The sequence below is a fragment of the Streptococcus mitis genome (genome assembly GCF_003942995.1).
GTDB classification, from domain to species: Bacteria; Bacillota; Bacilli; order Lactobacillales; family Streptococcaceae; genus Streptococcus; species Streptococcus mitis_CV.
Genome location: NZ_RJOH01000003.1, coordinates 111,798 through 127,645, shown reverse-complemented (window position 1 = coordinate 127,645; position 15,848 = coordinate 111,798). Strand labels below are relative to the sequence as shown.

The following is a 15,848-nucleotide window of genomic DNA, read 5'->3' as shown; positions in this document are numbered from 1 at the left end:
ATTGGTTCTGGTAGGGCCTTTTCTTTATTCTTTTAAGTGATAAGAGTAGCTAGCGACAACGACGTCTTGGTGCCAACGGAGGGCGTATTTGAGTTTGAGGCTCATTTGATTGTGTAGAATATTTTGCCAAGGTTTATTAGGGATAAACTGGGGAACGAGGACAGTGACTGTATAGTTCTTTCTCTGGGCCTCCTCAGAGATTCGTTTAACATACTTGACAGTAGGGGTGATGATGTCGCGGTAGCTGGTCTTGATGTTCTTCAGAGTAATGGTTGGGAAGTAATCGGCAAATTCTTGGAGAATTTCTTGGTCTTTTTCTGCTGTTTCCTTGGTAGAAATATGCATGGCTAGGACTTCGTCACCGATACTTTGAGCGTAGTTAATGGCTCCGACACTGACTCGGGTGACATTTCCTACTAGGACCAGAACCAGATTGCCGTCGTAGGTACGTTTTTCGATGCCTTCATAGAGTCGTAGTTGTTGGGCCACTTTTTGGTAATGACTGTGAATCGCCAAGAAGAGTAGGGTGAGTACGAGAATAATCGGGAAGAAAGGCCAGATATCACTGAGACGGAAAAAGAGCAGAATCAGCACGATAGCGTAGCAAATGATAGCTCCAAGGATATTGGCAAGGGCAGGTTTTAAGAAATTTGCCCCTTTTTCTTTTTTCCAATGGCGAATCATCCCAGTCTGAGAAAGGGCAAAGGGAACGAAGACCCCGATAGTATAAAGGGGAATCAAACGTTCGGTATTGCCATTAAAAATGAGAAGAAGAATCATAGCCCCAAAAGCCAGAGTTAAAATTCCATTAGAGTAGCCTAGGCGGTCTCCTTTTTCCATAAAGAGATGGGGCATGTATTTGTTTTTAGCCATATTGTAAGCTAGCATAGGGAAGGCCGAAAAGCCAGTATTTGCAGCTACGGCTAAAATCAAGGCTGTGGAGAATTGGAAGATATAATAGCCAAGGTGACCTAAGAAGGAACTACCAAGGATGCCTTGAGCCATCTGTGAAAGAATAGTTTCTCCGTGTTGAGGCAGAATCCCCATCCAGTAGTTTAGGAAGGTGATACCAGCAAAAAGAAAACCTAAAATCAAGGCCATAATGGTCAAGGTCTGAGCAGCATTCTTTTCTTTTGGAGTCTTGAAAAAGGGAACGGCATTTGAAATAGCTTCAACTCCTGTCAGAGAGGCAGAGCCGCTGGTAAAGGCTCTTAGAATGAGAACGATAGACAGGCTCGGAACAGCATGCCCAATAGGTGAAGTTGCCTGATAGCTGAGAGCCCCTGTCATTAGTTGAAAGATTCCGTAGAGCAAGAGAAAGACAGTACTGATGATAAAGAGATAGACAGGAATCATCAGTGAACTGGCAGATTCTTTTAAGCCCCGTAAATTCAAGAGCATAAGCAAGCAAACTAGAAAAATGGAAATGTGGAGGTTGTAAGGGTGGAGAGCAGGGAGAGCTGCTGTGATAGCATCGGCTCCAGATGACACCGATACCGCCACAGTCAGCATGTAGTCAACTAGCAGACTACCTCCAGCGATTAAGCCAAGTTCGGGAGATAGATTTTCTCGAGTAACCATATAGGCCCCTCCCCCTTGAGGGTAGGCGTGGATGATTTGACGGTAGGAGACGGTCAGGCTAGCTAGGAGCAGGAGGACAAAGAGGCCGATAGGAAGGCTCCACCATATCGCAAGAGGAGAGAGACTAGCCAAGACGAGGACTACTTGCTCAGGCCCATAGGCAATAGAAGATAGAGCGTCGCTAGACAACATGGCCAAGGCCTGCATTTTTCCCAGCAGACCTCCCTCGCCTTCTGTTAAGGACTTAAGAGGACGACCGATAAAAGTCTGTTTTAATTTTGTAAACATGGTATTTTCCTTTTCTGAAAATTTCAATAAGTGCTATTATACTGCTTTGGGAAAATAGCGTCAAGAGAGGACGATGGATTTTAGAATATTTTGTACAGATGAGGAGAGAGGTCAGTTTTTTTGCTATAATAGTAGATAGAAAACGAGGTTAGAAGAGATGATTTTTGATACACATACACACTTGAATGTAGAAGAATTTGCAGGTCGTGAGGCAGAAGAAATTGCCTTGGCTGCTGAGATGGGTGTGACACAGATGAATATTGTTGGTTTTGATCAACCGACGATTGAGCGTGCCTTGGAGTTGGTGGATGAGTACGACCAACTCTACGCAACTATTGGTTGGCATCCTACAGAAGCTGGAACTTACACAGAGGAGATTGAAGCCTACTTGCTTGATAAGCTCAAGCATCCCAAGGTTGTTGCTTTAGGTGAAATTGGATTGGACTACCATTGGATGACAGCACCGAAAGAGGTGCAGGAGCAGGTTTTTCGTCGTCAGATTCAGTTATCTAAGGACTTGGATTTGCCTTTTGTAGTTCATACCCGTGATGCGTTGGAAGATACCTATGAGATTATCAAGAGCGAGGGCGTTGGTCCTCGAGGTGGCATCATGCATTCTTTCTCAGGAACTCTTGAATGGGCAGAGAAGTTTGCCGAGCTTGGCATGACCATTTCCTTCTCAGGAGTGGTGACTTTTAAGAAGGCAACCGATATCCAAGAGGCGGCTAGAGAGTTACCTTTGGACAAGATTTTGGTGGAGACGGATGCTCCCTACTTGGCTCCTGTTCCTAAACGTGGTCGCGAAAACAAAACAGCCTACACTCGCTATGTAGTGGACTTTATCGCAGACTTGCGTGGTATGACGACAGAAGAGCTGGCGGCGGCAACGACTGCAAATGCAGAACGAATTTTTGGGTTGGACAGCAAGTAATGAAAGAAAAAATTTCTCAAGTTATCGTGGTCGAAGGGCGCGATGATACGGCCAATCTCAAACGCTATTTCGATGTGGAGACCTATGAGACCCGAGGTTCTGCCATCAATGACCAGGATCTAGAGCGGATTCAGCGTCTACACCAACGCCATGGAGTCATTGTCTTTACAGACCCAGATTTTAATGGGGAGCGGATTCGGCGCATGATTATGACGGCCATTCCAACAGTTCAGCATGCCTTTCTCAAGCGAGATGAAGCTGTTCCTAAGTCCAAGAGCAAGGGGCGTTCTCTGGGAATTGAGCATGCCAGCTATGAAGACCTGAAAACGGCTCTAGCTCAGGTTACAGAACAATTTGAACATGAGAGTCATTTTGACATCAGTCGTAGCGACTTGATACGCCTTGGTTTTCTAGCAGGGGCAGATAGCCGTAAGCGTAGAGAATATCTAGGAGAGGCTATCCGAATCGGCTATTCCAACGGCAAGCAACTCCTCAAACGCCTAGAGTTGTTTGGGGTCACCTTGGCAGAAGTGGAAGAAGCTATGAAATCTTATGAGTAGGAAAGATGTAGCCGTTACAATTTTTTAAGTTTCACAGTATTTTTCGAAGCAGGTAGAAGAGGAGGCGTCTGATGTTAATTGGTCAAAAAATTAAAGAGATTCGGATAGAAAAAGGAATTAGTCGTCCAGATTTTTGTGGAGATGAGCAAGAACTGACAGTTCGTCAACTGTCGCGAATTGAAAGTGGAGCTTCGCAACCAAGTTTGCCCAAGTTAGACTATATTGCTCGCCGGCTAGGAGTTCCAGCTTATAGCCTTATGCCGGATTTTTCAGCTCTTCCTCCTGCTTATTTAGAATTGAAATACCAAATTTTACGTGAACCAATCTATGGTAAAGAAGAGGAGTATGATAAGAAGGAAGCGTGTTTGGAAGAGATAGAGGATTTATTTTATGAGCAACTTCCTAATGAGGAAAAAATATGGTTTGAAGCTACTAGAGCAACGATAGATGTTATTCGAAGCGGACGACCAGAATATGGGGAAACCGTACTGGACGATTATTTTAAAACAATTTATGATAAGGAATTGTTTTTGATAAATGAATTAGAAGTTATCAACTTATATTTTGCTATAGTGCTTACAAAGATAAAACAAGGTCAAAATCAGATTGAAGAAATTAACAGAATTCATTCGTTTTTAGTTCGTTTGACAAATCATGTAGAATTAATTGCACCAGAATATCTGTTTGCTTTAAGTAACACTTTGTTTTCGGGTCTAGCCTGTTTGGATAATTTGTCGTCTTATGATTCACTCGGAGCTTATATCTTTAGCCTTAATCATGTAATGGAAAAAACACAAGATTTTCAGAAGAAACCAATTATATTAATGTTGGAGTGGAAATTATCTCTAATAATAAACAATGATTATGTTTCTGCCGAACAGTTCTATCAGAAATCGAAGCTATTTGCTGATATAATAGAAAATTCTTATTTAGTTACTATGTTGGAGAAACAATGGCAAGAAGATTTAAAAAAATATTTATAAACATAGTGAATCAGTGACAAAAATGTCCTTGTTCTAGTATTGAAATAGTTCTAAAGTTCGTCTTTAGGACTGTTTTTTATATATAAGCTAAAAATGACACGAAATGGTTCTATTTTAAGGACATTGATGTCCTTTGAGTTTATTTAAGAATAATTTATAATTAATAAAAATGTGAAAGGAGATTACAGTATGAACTTTTTTAGTTTATTTTATTTAGTTACTTGGTGGTTTAAATAAAATTTAGTTATGTCTACTTAGTCTCAAAAAATTTATTCATAACATATAATAAATACAACTTGATAGACTAAATTAGAAAAATAAGGAGAGGATACCATGAGGTGTTGCTTTGAAAAGGTCTATGATCCATGACTTAGTTTTACTTGAATAGAAAATGGACAATATATAATAAATATTTATGATAAAATAAAAAATAGAGGAGTATCAATATGAAACAAACAGTTAAAAAATTAGCCCTTGTAGCGAGCATTGCAGCAACATTAGGTGGAAGTGTAGCAGTAGTATCGGCCGCGGTTAAGTATCCAGATGGTGGTGTCTGGACGTATGGTTCAGGTGACGGAGGTGCTTACTCAAACTACTATCACTCTTCAGAATATCATAGCTCAACAGTTGTTAGTAGAAAAACTGGTTCATCTGATAAGGGATATGCTGGTGCTGGAGGGACTTCTCGTGCATGGATTCGTACTTCTTGGGGAGAGAAAGTTGCATTCTACTATAATGTTTAGAATGGTATAGCCCTATTGTTTAGCTTTACTTGGTCACCTTCTCACTAAGTGACCAAGTAACTTTTTGGAGGAAATGATGAAACGTTTATTTATTTTGATTTCAATGGTATTGGTATCGCTTTATATGGTGATAACTTCCGTTGACCATCGAGAAGAGATTTTATTTGGTAACTATCCTTCTGTTGATGTGACAGGAATGGTGATAAATCAACCAGTAGCTAGTCGCGAAGAGGTGACAGAGGCTTTGAGTCACTTGGCGGTAGAGCATAATAGTCTCATCGCCCGTCGGATTGTTGAGCCAAATGAAGCTGGAGAAACACGCTTTATCTATGCCACTTATGGTGAGGGAGAGCTTCCAGAAGGTCTGACCATTTCCTCCAAGGAGAGTTCAGAAACGAGTGATTTATTAGGGTCTTACTTGATTGTGTCAGGAAGTTTGGATGGAGTGAGTTTACAGACCACCTTGAAAGAACTTGGTTATCAAGGCTTTGTTTCGAATGGAGAAGATCCATTTTCGATAGTCTTATTATTGGCGGCCACCCCTATGGGGCTACTGAGTCTAGCTATTTTTCTGCTGACCTTTATGAGTCTGACCCTGATTTATCGGATCAAGTCCCTTCGTCAAGCAGGGATTCGCTTAATAGCTGGTGAGAGCTTGTTTGGGGTGGCTCTCAGACCAGTGTTAGAAGATGTGAGACAGCTTATCTGCTCAGTGCTGGTATCCAGTCTTTTGGGATTGGGGATTCTCTGGTATCAAGGTGCCTTGTTTATGGCAACGGTACAACTGGTCATCATTGGTCTTTTGCTTTATGGATTGGCCTTGGTAGGGATTTCTACCTTATTAAGTATCGTGTATCTACTTGGTTTACAAGAAAATAGTCTGGTGGATCTATTGAAAGGGAAACTCCCTCTCAAACGTATGATGACATTGATGATGGTGGGGCAACTCTTGGCCGTGCTGGTGGTCGGCTCGAGTGCGACTGCTCTCCTACCCCACTACCGTGAAATGCAGGAAATGGAGAGAGCTAGCGATAAATGGAGCCAGTCCTCAGACCGTTACCGTCTATCCTTTGGTTGGTCTAGTGCATTTGCCGATGAAGAAGGAATGCGTAAGGATAATCGTGAGTGGCAGACATTTACTGAAGAACGGTTAGCCAATACAGACTCTTTTTATATTATGAGCAATGTTGACAATTTCTCAGATGGAGCAGAAGTGGACCTAGATGGCAATCGTCTCAATGACTACACACCGTCAGGGAATGTCATCTATGTCTCACCGCGCTATCTGATAGAAGAAAAGATTACCGTTTCTTCAGAGTTTATGGATAAGATGCAAAACTTGTCTGAGGGAGAGTTTGGGCTGATCTTGCCTGAGAGCTTGCGAGAGCAGTCTGCCTACTATCAAGGATTATTTACAGATTACCTGCAAAACTTTTCATCTGAAAGTGTAGAAGTGACGAGTCAGAAACACTACCTCCCACAGGTAACGCTAGCTTTTACAGAAACAGGACAGGAACGCTTCCTCTATAACGATGGGTACAAGACGACACGCCAGTACCTAAAAGATCCGATTATTGTAGTTTTAACGCCGCAAGCGACTGGAACAAGACCTGTTGCAGGGATGTTATGGGGAACTACGGCTAATAGTGCCTTGAAATTAGATCAATATCAAGACAGCATCACAGCTCTAAAAGAGCAAGGTCTGTATCACAAGGTCTCTTATTTGGTAAAAAGCCAGCTATTTTTTGCCAAGGTACTAAATGACAAACGGATGGAGTTCTACTCTCTCCTTATTGGGACTATTTTGACTCTATCTACGGCTATCTTGTTATTTGATTCCATGAATCTTCTCTATTTTGAGCAGTTTAGACGGGAGATCATGATTAAACGTCTTTCTGGTATGACAATCTATGAGCTTCATGGCAAGTACTTACTGGCGCAAGGAGGAGTTCTCTTACTTGGGCTAATCCTATCTAGTGTTTTGACAGGAGATAGCTTGATTAGCGCTCTAGTTGTAGCTTTGTTTACGCTTAACGCTCTGTTGATTTTAGTTAGACAGGATAAAAAAGAAGAAGCTGGTAGCATGGCAGTATTGAAAGGAAAATAAGATGATTGATATTCAAGGATTGGAAAAGAAGTTTAATGACCGCGCGATTTTCTCTGGTTTAAACCTCAAGCTGGAGAAGGGCAAGGTTTATGCCTTAATCGGTAAGAGTGGAAGCGGAAAGACGACTCTGCTGAATATCTTAGGTAAACTAGAAAAGATAGATGGAGGAAGGGTTCTCTATCAGGGGAAAGATTTAAAAACCATTCCCACTCGTGAGTATTTTCGAGACCAGATGGGCTATCTCTTTCAAAATTTTGGCCTCTTAGAAAACCAATCAATCAAAGAGAATTTGGATTTGGGCTTTGTTGGTCAGAAAATCTCAAAAGTAGAACGTTTGGAAAGGCAAGTGGAGGCTTTAGAAAAAGTTAATCTAGGGTATTTGGATCTAGAACAAAAAATTTATACCTTATCTGGGGGAGAGGCTCAACGAGTTGCCCTTGCGAAGACTATTTTGAAAAATCCACCCTTGATTTTGGCAGATGAACCAACAGCAGCTCTTGATCCTGAAAATTCAGAGGAGGTTATGAATCTCTTGGTGGGCTTGAAAGATGAAAATCGAATTATCATCATTGCGACCCATAATCCCCTAGTCTGGAATAAGGCCGATGAAATCATTGATATGAGGGAGCTTGCTCATGTGTGAAAAAATCCGTATTCGCAGGGTATCTGATTATCCTAGTGCCAGAGGTGGTTTAGAAGATATTCTCATCATGGAAAATATGACCAATCATCTCCTTTTGGTTCAAATCCGAGTGAATGGCTATTTGCTTGATTTTGCTAGTATTGAAGGGCAAAGGCAAAAGCATTATCGTTTGAAAAATTTACCTCAAACGGTTGAACTGACAGTGGACGACGTGGAGGAGGATGTAGATTTGACCCTACCTGAAAATCGAAGTTATAAAGAAGCTGATTTTTTCGAACGGATGTTTCGAGAGAACCGCTAAGTCCACCTTTAAAGATTTTCAAGACTATCTTTCTTCATGAGAGAAGATAGTTTTTTGGTATGATTTTCACCCCCAAAATACAAGGGGAATGTGTTACAATAGTAGTAACAGATAATAGAAAAGAGAATAGATGAGAATTGCAGATTATAGCGTGACCAAGGCAGTGCTGGAGCGTCACGGTTTTACCTTTAAAAAGTCCTTCGGGCAAAATTTCTTGACGGATACCAATATTCTTCAAAAAATCGTGGATACGGCTGAGATTGATGACCAGGTTAATGTCATCGAAATCGGGCCAGGGATTGGTGCCTTGACGGAGTTTTTGGCTGAGCGTGCAGCTCAAGTTATGGCCTTTGAGATCGACCACCGTTTGGTGCCGATTTTGGCAGATACCTTGCGTGATTTTGATAATGTGACCGTGGTCAACGAGGACATTCTTAAAGTTGATTTGGCGCAACATATCCAGAATTTTAAAAATCCTGACCTGCCAATCAAGGTAGTGGCTAATTTGCCTTACTACATCACGACGCCTATTCTCATGCACTTAATCGAGAGTGGGATTCCTTTTAGTGAGTTTGTTGTTATGATGCAGAAAGAAGTGGCGGACCGCATTTCAGCCCAGCCGAATACCAAGGCTTATGGTAGCTTGTCGATTGCGGTGCAGTACTACATGACTGCCAAGGTTGCCTTTATCGTGCCTCGGACTGTCTTTGTGCCAGCGCCAAACGTGGACTCAGCCATTTTGAAAATGGTGCGTCGTCCAGAGCCAGCCGTAGCAGTAGAAGATGAGAACTTCTTCTTTAAGGTTTCCAAGGCTAGTTTTACTCATCGCCGCAAGACCTTGTGGAATAACTTGACAGGTTACTTTGGCAAGACTGAAGAGGTCAAGGACAAGCTGACCAAGGCTTTGGACCAAGCAGGTTTGTCACCAAGTGTGCGTGGGGAAGCTCTCAGCTTGGAAGAGTTTGCCAGCCTAGCAGATGCGCTTAAAGGACAAGGACTCTAAGATGCAGGGACAAATTATTAAAGCCTTGGCTGGGTTCTACTATGTGGAAAGTGATGGCCAGGTTTATCAGACGCGCGCGCGTGGAAATTTCCGTAAAAAAGGCCATACTCCTTACGTTGGGGACTGGGTAGATTTTTCTGCCGAGGAAAATTCAGAAGGCTATATCCTCAAGATTCATGAACGGAAAAACAGTCTGGTCCGTCCGCCTATTGTCAATATTGACCAAGCTGTGGTGATTATGTCTGTCAAGGAACCTGATTTCAACAGCAATTTGTTGGATCGTTTCTTGGTTCTTTTGGAGCACAAGGACATCCATCCCATCGTTTATATTTCTAAAATGGATTTGTTGGAAGATAGAGAAGAACTGGATTTTTATAAACAGACTTATGGTGATATCGGCTACGACTTTGTGACCAGTAAAGAAGAACTTTTGCCCTTGTTAACAGGCAAGGTTACAGTCTTTATGGGGCAGACAGGTGTTGGGAAATCAACTCTTCTCAATAAAATCGCACCAGACCTCAATCTTGAAACAGGAGAAATTTCAGACAGTCTGGGTCGCGGGCGCCATACTACTCGAGCTGTTAGTTTTTACAACCTCAATGGGGGTAAAATCGCAGATACACCGGGATTTTCATCCTTGGACTATGAAGTATCAACGGCTGAAGACCTCAATCAGGCCTTTCCAGAGATTGCCACTGTCAGTCGAGACTGCAAATTCCGTACTTGTACCCATACCCATGAGCCGTCCTGTGCAGTGAAGCCGGCAGTAGAAGAGGGTATCATTGCGTCCTTCCGTTTTGACAACTACCTGCAATTCCTCAGTGAGATTGAAAATCGCAGAGAAACCTATAAAAAAGTCAGCAAAAAAATTCCAAAATAAGGAGAAACCTATGTCTCAATACAAGATTGCTCCGTCAATTCTGGCAGCAGATTATGCCAACTTTGAACGTGAAATCAAACGCCTAGAAGCAACTGGGGCAGAATATGCCCATATCGATATCATGGATGGTCACTTTGTACCACAAATCAGTTTTGGTGCAGGTGTGGTCGAAGCTCTTCGCCCTCATAGCAAGATGGTCTTTGACTGCCACTTGATGGTGGCGAATCCTGAACACCACTTAGAAGACTTTGCGCGCGCAGGTGCAGATATCATCAGTATCCATGTAGAAGCAACACCTCATATCCATGGCGCCCTCCAAAAAATTCGTTCTCTAGGGGTCAAACCTTCAGTTGTTATCAATCCTGGCACACCAGTTGAAGCCATCAAGCACGTGCTTCACCTAGTTGACCAAGTTTTAGTCATGACAGTTAACCCTGGCTTTGGTGGGCAAGCCTTTCTACCAGAGACCATGGATAAGGTCCATGAGTTGGTTGCTCTTCGTGATGAAAAAGGCTTGAACTTTGAAATCGAAGTGGATGGCGGGATTGATGATCGAACTATTGCTCAAGCTAAAGAAGCTGGTGCGACAGTTTTTGTAGCAGGTTCCTATGTCTTTAAGGGAGATGTCAATGAGCGAGTACAAACTCTCAGAAAACAACTGGACTAGGGTTGCCGTTTTTGCAGGAGGAGACCGCGGTCACTACCGGACAGACTTTGATTGCTTTGTCGGTGTGGATCGAGGCTCGCTTTGGGTCTTGGAAGAAAACTTTCCTCTCGCTCTAGCGGTTGGAGATTTTGATTCTGTCACTGCAGAAGAGCGTCAGTTGATTCAAAAACGTGCCCAGCATTTTGTTCAAGCCCGACCAGAAAAGGATGATACAGATCTGGAATTGGCTCTCGTGACTATTTTTGAGAAAAATCCTCAGGCTCAGGTTACTATTTTCGGTGCTTTGGGTGGCCGTATTGATCACATGCTGGCCAATGTCTTTTTGCCTAGCAATCCCAAGTTGGTACCTTATATGCGCCAGATAGCGATTGAGGATGGGCAAAATTTGATTGCCTATTGTCCAGAAGGGACCAGTCAGCTACAGCCTCGTTCAGACTACGACTATCTAGCCTTTATGCCAGTTCGGGATAGCCAGCTTACCATTCTCGGAGCCAAGTATGAGTTGACAGAGGAGAATTTTTTCTTTAAAAAAGTGTACGCTTCTAACGAATATATAGATAGGGAAGTGTTGGTGACTTGCCCAGATGGCTATGTGGTCGTGCTGCATAGTAAGGACAGGAGGTAGTATGGAAAGTTTACTTGTTCTATTATTGATTGCCAACCTAGCTGGTATCTTTCTGATTTGGCAAAGGCAGGATAAGCAGGAAAAACATCTCAGCAAGAGCTTAGAGGATCAGGCAGATCATTTGTCAGACCAGTTGGATTACCGTTTTGAACAAGCCAGACAAGCCAGCCAGTTGGACCAAAAAGATTTGGAAGTGGCTGTCAGTGACCGTTTGCAAGAAGTGCGAATGGAATTGCACCAAGGTCTGACTCAGGTCCGTCAAGAAATGACAGATAATCTCCTCCAAACCAGGGATAAAACTGACCAACGTCTCCAAGCCTTGCAGGAATCAAATGAGCAACGTTTGGAACAAATGCGCCAGACAGTCGAGGAAAAACTAGAAAAGACCTTGCAGACACGCTTGCAAGCTTCCTTTGAGACAGTTTCCAAGCAACTGGAGTCAGTCAATCGTGGCCTTGGAGAAATGCAGACAGTTGCCCGTGATGTCGGCGCCCTCAACAAGGTTCTCTCTGGAACCAAGACGCGAGGGATTCTGGGAGAATTGCAACTGGGGCAAATCATCGAAGACATCATGACACCTGCCCAGTACGAACGAGAATTTGCAACGGTTGAAAACTCTAGTGAACGAGTGGAGTATGCTATCAAGTTGCCCGGACAAGGCGATCAGGAATACGTCTACCTACCAATTGACTCTAAGTTTCCACTGGCAGATTATTACCGCCTAGAAGAAGCCTATGAAGCTGGTGACAAGGACGAGATCGAACGCTGTCGTAAATCGCTTTTAGCAAGCGTCAAGCGCTTTGCCAAGGATATCAAGAGCAAGTACATAGCACCGCCTCGGACGACCAATTTTGGAGTTTTGTTTGTTCCGACAGAAGGTCTTTATTCAGAGATTGTTCGCAATCCGGTCTTCTTTGATGATTTGAGACGGGAAGAGCAGATTATTGTCGCAGGACCAAGTACCCTATCAGCCCTTCTCAATTCCCTATCGGTTGGCTTCAAGACTCTCAATATCCAAAAGAGTGCCGACCATATCAGTAAGACTCTTGCCAGTGTCAAGACCGAGTTTGGCAAGTTTGGTGGCATTCTGGTCAAGGCACAAAAACACCTCCAACATGCCTCTGGCAATATTGATGAATTATTAAACCGTCGTACCACAGCTATCGAGCGGACGCTCCGTCACATTGAGTTGTCAGAAGGTGAGCCTGCGCTTGATCTACTCCATTTCCAAGAAAATGAGGAAGAATATGAAGATTAGTCACATGAAAAAAGATGAGCTGTTTGAAGGCTTTTACCTAATCAAATCAGCTGACCTGAGGCAAACTCGAGCTGGGAAAAACTACCTAGCCTTTACCTTCCAAGATGATAGTGGCGAGATTGAAGGGAAACTCTGGGATGCCCAACCTCATAACGTTGAGGCCTTTACCGCAGGTAAGGTTGTCCACATGAAAGGACGCCGAGAAGTTTATAACAACACCCCTCAAGTCAATCAAATTACTCTCCGCTTGCCTCAACCTGGTGAACCCAATGACCCAGCTGATTTCAAGGTCAAGTCACCAGTTGATGTCAAGGAAATCCGTGACTATATGTCGCAAATGATTTTTAAAATTGAAAATCCTGTTTGGCAACGGATTGTCCGAAAGCTCTACACCAAGTATGATAAGGAATTTTACTCCTATCCAGCTGCCAAGACAAACCATCATGCCTTTGAAACGGGCTTGGCCTATCATACGGCGACCATGGTGCGTTTGGCAGATGCTATTAGCGAAGTCTATCCTCAGCTCAATAAGAGCCTGCTCTATGCTGGGATTATGTTACATGACTTGGCTAAAGTCATTGAGTTGACGGGACCAGACCAGACCGAGTACACAGTGCGAGGTAATCTTCTTGGGCATATCGCTCTCATTGATAGTGAAATTACCAAGACAGTGATGGAACTCGGCATCGATGATACCAAGGAAGAAGTCGTTCTGCTTCGTCACGTCATCCTTAGTCACCATGGCTTGCTTGAGTATGGAAGTCCAGTCCGTCCACGCATTATGGAAGCAGAGATTATCCATATGATTGATAATCTGGATGCCAGCATGATGATGATGTCAACTGCTCTTGCTTTGGTGGATAAGGGAGAGATGACCAATAAAATTTTCGCTATGGACAATCGTTCCTTCTATAAACCAGATTTAGATTAATAATTTAAGAAAAATGAGCATTTTTTAGGATAAGAATGTTCGTTTTTTTATGTGAATATGGTATAATAGATAAAATATCAAAATTAAATGAAGTAGGAAATAGAAATGAAATTAAGAAGAAGTGATCGGATGGTTGTCATTTCCAACTATTTGATTAATAATCCTTATAAACTAACTAGTCTCAATACTTTTGCTGAAAAGTATGAATCTGCTAAATCATCCATCTCAGAAGATATCGTCATTATCAAACGCGCCTTTGAGGAAATTGAAATCGGTCATATCCAGACAGTAACTGGTGCTGGTGGTGGTGTCATTTTCACACCATCAATCTCAAGCCATGATGCCAAGGAAATGGTTGAGGACTTGCGTGCCAAGTTGTCAGAAAGTGACCGTATCTTGCCAGGTGGCTATATCTACCTGTCTGATTTGCTTAGCACACCAGCTATCTTGAAAAATATTGGTCGCATTATTGCCAAGAGCTTTATGGACCAAAAAATTGATGCGGTTATGACAGTAGCGACTAAGGGTGTTCCACTTGCAAATGCAGTTGCTAATGTCCTCAATGTTCCTTTTGTTATTGTGCGCCGTGACCTGAAAATTACCGAAGGTTCAACTGTCAGCGTCAACTATGTTTCCGGTTCAAGTGGTGACCGCATTGAGAAAATGTTCCTTTCAAAACGTAGTCTCAAGGCAGGTAGCCGTGTCTTGATTGTGGATGACTTCTTGAAAGGCGGCGGAACTGTCAATGGGATGATCAGTCTCTTGCGTGAGTTTGATTCAGAATTGGCTGGTGTAGCAGTCTTTGCGGATAATGCCCAAGAAGAACGTGAAAAGCAGTTTGACTACAAGTCACTCTTGAAGGTAACCAATATTGATGTCAAGAATCAAACCATCGATGTTGAGGTTGGTAATATCTTTGACGAAGATAAATAAGAGATAGAACTAAAGGTTGGAACGATTGTCCCAGCCTTTCTTTGCAAATAGAATAGAAGGAAACTTATGAAAACACCATTTATCAATAAAAAAGACTTAGAAAAGATTGTTGCCGAGTTCCCAACTCCCTTTCACTTGTATGATGAGAAGGGAATTCGTGAGAAGGCAAGAGCCGTCAACCAAGCATTTTCGTGGAACAAGGGCTTTAAGGAATATTTTGCAGTTAAGGCTACTCCAACCCCAGCTATTTTGAAAATTCTCCAAGAGGAAGGGTGCGGTGTGGACTGCTCTAGTTATGTGGAGCTTTTGATGAGCCATAAACTGAATTTCCCTGGTTCTGAGATCATGTTCTCTTCAAACAATACGCCAGATAAGGAATATGCCTATGCGCGTGAATTGGGTGCGACCATTAACTTGGATGCCTTTGAAGATATTGAACATCTAGAGCGTGCAGCAGGTATTCCAGAAATCATCTCATGTCGTTACAATCCTGGAGGCGTTTTTGAGCTAGGAACAGATATTATGGACAATCCTGGAGAAGCCAAGTTTGGCATGACCAAGGACCAGCTCTTTGAAGCTTTTGCCATCTTGAAGGAAAAAGGAGCCAAGACTTTTGGGATTCACTCCTTCCTAGCGTCCAATACTGTGACCCATCTCTATTATCCAGAGTTGGCTCGTCAGCTTTTTGAATTGGCTGTTGAAATCAAGGAAAAGTTGGGCATTTCGCTAGACTTTATCAATCTTTCTGGCGGTATTGGTGTCAACTATCGTCCTGAGCAGGAGCCAAATGATATCGCTTTGATCGGTGAGGGAGTTCGTAAGGTTTATGAAGAAGTCCTTACGCCAGCAGGTCTTGGTCAGGTCAAGATTTTCACCGAATTAGGTCGTTTTATGTTAGCCCCTCACGGTGCTTTGGTCACAAGAGTGACTCATAGGAAAAAAACCTACCGTACCTATCTAGGTGTGGATGCATCAGCAGTCAACCTCATGCGTCCAGCTATGTACGGAGCTTACCATCATATTACTAACGTGACCCATCCAGATGGACCAGCTGAAGTGGTAGATGTGGTTGGTTCACTCTGTGAAAACAATGATAAATTTGCAGTGAATCGTGAACTGCCTCATACAGAAATTGGTGATTTGCTGGTAATTCATGATACAGGTGCTCATGGTTTTTCAATGGGCTACCAGTACAACGCCAAACTTCGTTCTGCGGAAATCCTCTATACCGAAGAAGGTAGAGCCCGTCAAATCCGCCGTGCAGAGCGCCCTGAGGACTACTTTGCAACCTTGTATGGCTTTGATTTTGAAGAATAAAATGATAAGTAATTGAAAATGAAATTGAAAAACAGATTGCTTTCTAAAAAATAGGCAAAAATCTTGTTTTTCCTTCAAGTCGTGATATAATAAAACT

At 42.7% G+C, this 15,848-nt stretch carries 16 protein-coding genes; 15 read left to right on the top strand and 1 reads right to left on the bottom strand.

Annotated elements, in window-relative coordinates; all coding sequences use genetic code 11:
* Positions 1 to 24: 24 nt before the first annotated feature.
* Positions 25 to 1,869 (bottom strand): APC family permease, encoded by a 1,845-nt coding sequence (locus D8836_RS03505; RefSeq protein ID WP_125393152.1) that lies wholly within the window; start codon positions 1,867 to 1,869, stop codon positions 25 to 27.
* A 157-nt stretch (positions 1,870 to 2,026) separates the two neighbouring features.
* On the opposite strand from D8836_RS03505, the gene D8836_RS03500 reads away from it, so the two are divergent.
* The 15 genes from D8836_RS03500 to D8836_RS03430 all read left to right on the top strand — a co-directional run bounded on the left by D8836_RS03500 (position 2,027) and on the right by D8836_RS03430 (position 15,751).
* A complete protein-coding gene (locus D8836_RS03500; protein ID WP_125393151.1) occupies positions 2,027 to 2,800 on the top strand; it encodes a TatD family hydrolase in 774 nt (257 codons plus the stop codon).
* On the top strand, positions 2,800 to 3,360 hold the full coding sequence (gene rnmV / locus D8836_RS03495) for a ribonuclease M5 (RefSeq protein WP_125393150.1): 561 nt from the start codon (positions 2,800 to 2,802) through the stop codon (positions 3,358 to 3,360). The genes D8836_RS03500 and rnmV overlap by 1 nt, the downstream gene beginning before the upstream one ends.
* 71 nt (positions 3,361 to 3,431) lie before the next feature.
* Positions 3,432 to 4,343, top strand: coding sequence for a helix-turn-helix domain-containing protein (locus D8836_RS03490; RefSeq protein WP_125393149.1), 912 nt, complete (start codon positions 3,432 to 3,434; stop codon positions 4,341 to 4,343).
* A gap of 446 nt (positions 4,344 to 4,789) precedes the next feature.
* Positions 4,790 to 5,086 carry a lactococcin 972 family bacteriocin gene (locus tag D8836_RS03485; protein ID WP_000815396.1) on the top strand — a complete coding sequence of 99 codons (297 nt, stop codon included), beginning with the start codon at positions 4,790 to 4,792 and terminating at the stop codon, positions 5,084 to 5,086.
* Between the two features lie 76 nt (positions 5,087 to 5,162).
* Entirely contained in the window at positions 5,163 to 7,193 is a 2,031-nt protein-coding gene (locus tag D8836_RS03480) for a bacteriocin-associated integral membrane family protein (protein ID WP_000825283.1), read from the top strand.
* A 1-nt stretch (position 7,194) separates the two neighbouring features.
* Positions 7,195 to 7,836, top strand: coding sequence for an ABC transporter ATP-binding protein (locus D8836_RS03475; RefSeq protein WP_000565528.1), 642 nt, complete (start codon positions 7,195 to 7,197; stop codon positions 7,834 to 7,836).
* Positions 7,829 to 8,137, top strand: coding sequence for a hypothetical protein (locus D8836_RS03470; RefSeq protein WP_000333261.1), 309 nt, complete (start codon positions 7,829 to 7,831; stop codon positions 8,135 to 8,137). Before D8836_RS03475 ends, D8836_RS03470 begins: the two co-directional genes overlap by 8 nt.
* A 130-nt stretch (positions 8,138 to 8,267) precedes the next feature.
* Positions 8,268 to 9,140 (top strand): 16S rRNA (adenine(1518)-N(6)/adenine(1519)-N(6))-dimethyltransferase RsmA, encoded by an 873-nt coding sequence (gene rsmA, locus D8836_RS03465; protein ID WP_125393148.1) that lies wholly within the window; start codon positions 8,268 to 8,270, stop codon positions 9,138 to 9,140.
* 1 nt (position 9,141) lies between these two features.
* Entirely contained in the window at positions 9,142 to 10,020 is an 879-nt protein-coding gene (gene rsgA / locus D8836_RS03460; RefSeq protein ID WP_125393147.1) for a ribosome small subunit-dependent GTPase A, read from the top strand.
* A 10-nt stretch (positions 10,021 to 10,030) separates the two neighbouring features.
* Positions 10,031 to 10,687 (top strand): ribulose-phosphate 3-epimerase, encoded by a 657-nt coding sequence (gene rpe / locus D8836_RS03455; protein WP_125393146.1) that lies wholly within the window; start codon positions 10,031 to 10,033, stop codon positions 10,685 to 10,687.
* On the top strand, positions 10,650 to 11,312 hold the full coding sequence (locus D8836_RS03450) for a thiamine diphosphokinase (RefSeq protein WP_125393145.1): 663 nt from the start codon (positions 10,650 to 10,652) through the stop codon (positions 11,310 to 11,312). Before rpe ends, D8836_RS03450 begins: the two co-directional genes overlap by 38 nt.
* Position 11,313: 1 nt before the next feature.
* Positions 11,314 to 12,570, top strand: coding sequence for a DNA recombination protein RmuC (locus D8836_RS03445; RefSeq protein ID WP_185761585.1), 1,257 nt, complete (start codon positions 11,314 to 11,316; stop codon positions 12,568 to 12,570).
* Positions 12,560 to 13,501 (top strand): 3'-5' exoribonuclease YhaM family protein, encoded by a 942-nt coding sequence (locus D8836_RS03440; protein ID WP_000703198.1) that lies wholly within the window; start codon positions 12,560 to 12,562, stop codon positions 13,499 to 13,501. Before D8836_RS03445 ends, D8836_RS03440 begins: the two co-directional genes overlap by 11 nt.
* Positions 13,502 to 13,606: 105 nt before the next feature.
* The gene (gene purR / locus D8836_RS03435) at positions 13,607 to 14,434 is read left to right on the top strand and encodes a pur operon repressor (RefSeq protein WP_004255834.1); all 828 of its coding nucleotides are present in this window, start codon (positions 13,607 to 13,609) and stop codon (positions 14,432 to 14,434) included.
* A 66-nt stretch (positions 14,435 to 14,500) separates the two neighbouring features.
* Positions 14,501 to 15,751, top strand: a complete 1,251-nt coding sequence (locus tag D8836_RS03430) for a diaminopimelate decarboxylase (protein ID WP_125393143.1) — start codon at positions 14,501 to 14,503, stop codon at positions 15,749 to 15,751.
* Positions 15,752 to 15,848: the final 97 nt, after the last annotated feature.

Coding starts and splice junctions, on each gene's coding strand:
- D8836_RS03505 (WP_125393152.1), bottom strand. CDS start 1,869: ATGTTTACAAAATTAAAACAGACTTTTATCGGTCGTCCTCTTAAGTCC.
- D8836_RS03500 (WP_125393151.1), top strand. CDS start 2,027: ATGATTTTTGATACACATACACACTTGAATGTAGAAGAATTTGCAGGT.
- rnmV (WP_125393150.1), top strand. CDS start 2,800: ATGAAAGAAAAAATTTCTCAAGTTATCGTGGTCGAAGGGCGCGATGAT.
- D8836_RS03490 (WP_125393149.1), top strand. CDS start 3,432: ATGTTAATTGGTCAAAAAATTAAAGAGATTCGGATAGAAAAAGGAATT.
- D8836_RS03485 (WP_000815396.1), top strand. CDS start 4,790: ATGAAACAAACAGTTAAAAAATTAGCCCTTGTAGCGAGCATTGCAGCA.
- D8836_RS03480 (WP_000825283.1), top strand. CDS start 5,163: ATGAAACGTTTATTTATTTTGATTTCAATGGTATTGGTATCGCTTTAT.
- D8836_RS03475 (WP_000565528.1), top strand. CDS start 7,195: ATGATTGATATTCAAGGATTGGAAAAGAAGTTTAATGACCGCGCGATT.
- D8836_RS03470 (WP_000333261.1), top strand. CDS start 7,829: ATGTGTGAAAAAATCCGTATTCGCAGGGTATCTGATTATCCTAGTGCC.
- rsmA (WP_125393148.1), top strand. CDS start 8,268: ATGAGAATTGCAGATTATAGCGTGACCAAGGCAGTGCTGGAGCGTCAC.
- rsgA (WP_125393147.1), top strand. CDS start 9,142: ATGCAGGGACAAATTATTAAAGCCTTGGCTGGGTTCTACTATGTGGAA.
- rpe (WP_125393146.1), top strand. CDS start 10,031: ATGTCTCAATACAAGATTGCTCCGTCAATTCTGGCAGCAGATTATGCC.
- D8836_RS03450 (WP_125393145.1), top strand. CDS start 10,650: ATGAGCGAGTACAAACTCTCAGAAAACAACTGGACTAGGGTTGCCGTT.
- D8836_RS03445 (WP_185761585.1), top strand. CDS start 11,314: ATGGAAAGTTTACTTGTTCTATTATTGATTGCCAACCTAGCTGGTATC.
- D8836_RS03440 (WP_000703198.1), top strand. CDS start 12,560: ATGAAGATTAGTCACATGAAAAAAGATGAGCTGTTTGAAGGCTTTTAC.
- purR (WP_004255834.1), top strand. CDS start 13,607: ATGAAATTAAGAAGAAGTGATCGGATGGTTGTCATTTCCAACTATTTG.
- D8836_RS03430 (WP_125393143.1), top strand. CDS start 14,501: ATGAAAACACCATTTATCAATAAAAAAGACTTAGAAAAGATTGTTGCC.